At 33.8% G+C, this 2464-nt stretch carries 3 protein-coding genes; 2 read left to right on the top strand and 1 reads right to left on the bottom strand.

What is annotated here, in order from left to right; all coding sequences use genetic code 11:
- The first annotated feature begins 76 nt into the window (after nt 1–76).
- Together HMPREF9420_RS12595 and HMPREF9420_RS12590 are read left to right on the top strand one after the other, a co-directional pair.
- The gene (locus tag HMPREF9420_RS12595) at nt 77–1237 is read left to right on the top strand and encodes a C10 family peptidase (protein WP_007136121.1); all 1161 of its coding nucleotides are present in this window, start codon (nt 77–79) and stop codon (nt 1235–1237) included.
- A gap of 17 nt (nt 1238–1254) precedes the next feature.
- Nucleotides 1255–1731, top strand: coding sequence for a hypothetical protein (locus HMPREF9420_RS12590; RefSeq protein ID WP_007136120.1), 477 nt, complete (start codon nt 1255–1257; stop codon nt 1729–1731).
- Nucleotides 1732–1860: 129 nt separating this feature from the next.
- Here HMPREF9420_RS12590 and HMPREF9420_RS12585 read toward each other — a convergent pair whose 3' ends face one another.
- Nucleotides 1861–2187, bottom strand: a complete 327-nt coding sequence (locus HMPREF9420_RS12585) for a hypothetical protein (protein ID WP_007136119.1) — start codon at nt 2185–2187, stop codon at nt 1861–1863.
- Nucleotides 2188–2464: the final 277 nt, after the last annotated feature.

Below are 2464 nucleotides of genomic sequence, written 5' to 3'. Positions count from 1 at the left end.
TATAAATTACATCATATGATATATACTACATAAAAAAATATATTACTTTTGTAATGATTAACAATTTAATATTATTATGAATAAACAAAAATGTACATATAAGGTCAAAGCTATTATGGCCGTTCTGTTTACTGGATTAATAATATCCTGTAACAGCAATGATTTTTTAGAGGGTTCACAAACAAATTCACAATCACAAAGCCCACTAAGTGAAACAGCTATCAAATTTGTTAAAAGCATTAACAAAAATGAAATAACACGATCTACTTCACAGTCTATTGGTGTTAAATCAATCTCTGAATTTCCTTTATCAAAAGAAATCTGTACTACGCGCAGTGCAGAAAACTTTCCCAAGTTTTATGCTATAAGCATGAATAATGACCAAGGTACTGTTATTCTTTCTGAAAATAATAATAATATTAAGCCATTAGCTTATTTTATGAATACCAATAATATTGATGTTAATAAAATAATGCAAGATACTATAAGTGATTTAGCTTTTATCATTAAAAGTGCAATTGAAGATAATTTAGAACCTACTTTAGAGACAAGAAGTTCTCAAGAAAATGATTTCACCATAGAGGAGAAAGTTGAGCCTAAGTGTAAAGTTTACTGGCATCAAGGTTATCCTTATAATACATATTGCTTCACTTCTAATGGTAAACAAGCAAAAGCTGGTTGCGTAGCAATAGCAGGTGCACAAGCTGCCACTGTCTTACGCCCAAAGTTCTATATAATTTCTTCATGGGATGAAATTATAAAATCGTATCCAACTGCCAAAGCAACTGACGAAATAGCAAGAATGATTGCTTATATTGGTGATAAAGTAGATATGGATTATGGTACAGAATCTTCAGGAGCACACACTAAAAAACTTACTCCAATCTTTAATAAATATGGCATCAAAGATTATGATGCAGAACATGCTATTGATGTTTTAAATACAGAACATGGTGTTGTTGTAGTTTCTGGATATAAATTTAGACTTGGTTGGTTAAATCGTTATTATATAGGACACGCATTCTTAGCAGATGGTTACATAAAATATAAAAATTCAGATGACCCATATTATCTTCATTTGAATTATGGTTGGTTTGGAAAGCCTGGTAACGCATATCTATTAACTTCAAAAAAGAATTGGAAAGAAGATAAGTCAATGTCAAATTCGGATGATTATATCTTTAGACATAAGATTTATTATTATTCATACGCGTACGAAAGTGAAAAAAATTGGTAAATATAAATTAGCAAAATATGAAATTATTATTTAAAGTATTTGTTGCAACAGCTATAATCATAGTTGCAACTTTCAGTTTTTCTTCTTGTAACAAAGACAATGGATATATCTCACAAGAAATACCAACTCCAAACAAACGCACGTTTATTGTTACTGCATCTGATAAAGAAGATACGCTTTATATGAAGTATACTCCTTACTTTCGTATTACCCAAATACACATAAAGAAAGGAAATACCAATATAGCTACCTCCTACACAGATAATAAAAACACAGAAATAAAAGCTGAAAACAACGTTATAGGAATCATAGAATATAAAGACGGAGAAGTCTACAAGATAACAATGAATGATTGGTGTACTATCACAAAGGACGAATCTGGAAAACATAAAAAGGCCTATCTCATCAAAGGATTGGGCGCCAAAACCTATCCTTATACTATTGACCTCGTTTTCTTTGGAAGAGAAGCACCAAATGGTGTAGAGATAAAATAAAGCTGTCAATAGGCATTTGAAAACTTAAAAGAGGATGTGTTAAAATGAACCGAACCCCGAAAGTCAGATAAAAGACTTTCGGGGTTTTTCGTCTTTCCAAGAGTTGGGAAATGCAGCCAATGGCATTTTTTATTCTTCCCAATATTGGGAAAGCCGTTTTTCGCTGAATTTTGATTTTCCCCCGTGGTAGAAAGCCTCCTTTTTCCTTTTTCCGTTCATCGTACCCCGTACAAAAGCTTCTTTTTGCCGTTTTTTATCAATTGTACCCCGTATCTGAGTGATTTTTCGCGAAAATCGATGATTTACACCCGCATCTGAGTAGTTTTTCTTGTTGAGCAGTTTCGGATTGTTGATTTTCAAATATTGAAGTCCGGTAAACATTATTGTCATATAAAAGTTGAAGTCAGAATTCCATGCTTGCGCGCGACGCTCTAGGGCTAAAAATCTCTTTTTCATGCTTGCGCGCGACGTTCTAGGGCAAAAAATCTCTTTTTCATGCTCGCGCGCGACGTTCTAGGGCTAAAAATCTCTTTTTCATGCTTCTGCGCGACGCTCTAGGGCTAAAATTCTCTTTTTCATGCTTCCGCGCGACGCTCTATGGCTAAAATTCTCTTTTTCATGCTTCCGCGCGACGCTCTATGGCTAAAAATCCTTTTTTCGCGTTTCCGTGTGGAAGTTTACGGGAGTTCCTTACTGGATTAGAGGCTTGGTTTTCAAAAATAATGCGGAATTG

Origin of the sequence: Segatella salivae DSM 15606, from assembly GCF_000185845.1 — a bacterium.
GTDB classification, from domain to species: Bacteria; Bacteroidota; Bacteroidia; order Bacteroidales; family Bacteroidaceae; genus Prevotella; species Prevotella salivae.
This window is presented reverse-complemented; position numbering and strand designations above follow the sequence as displayed.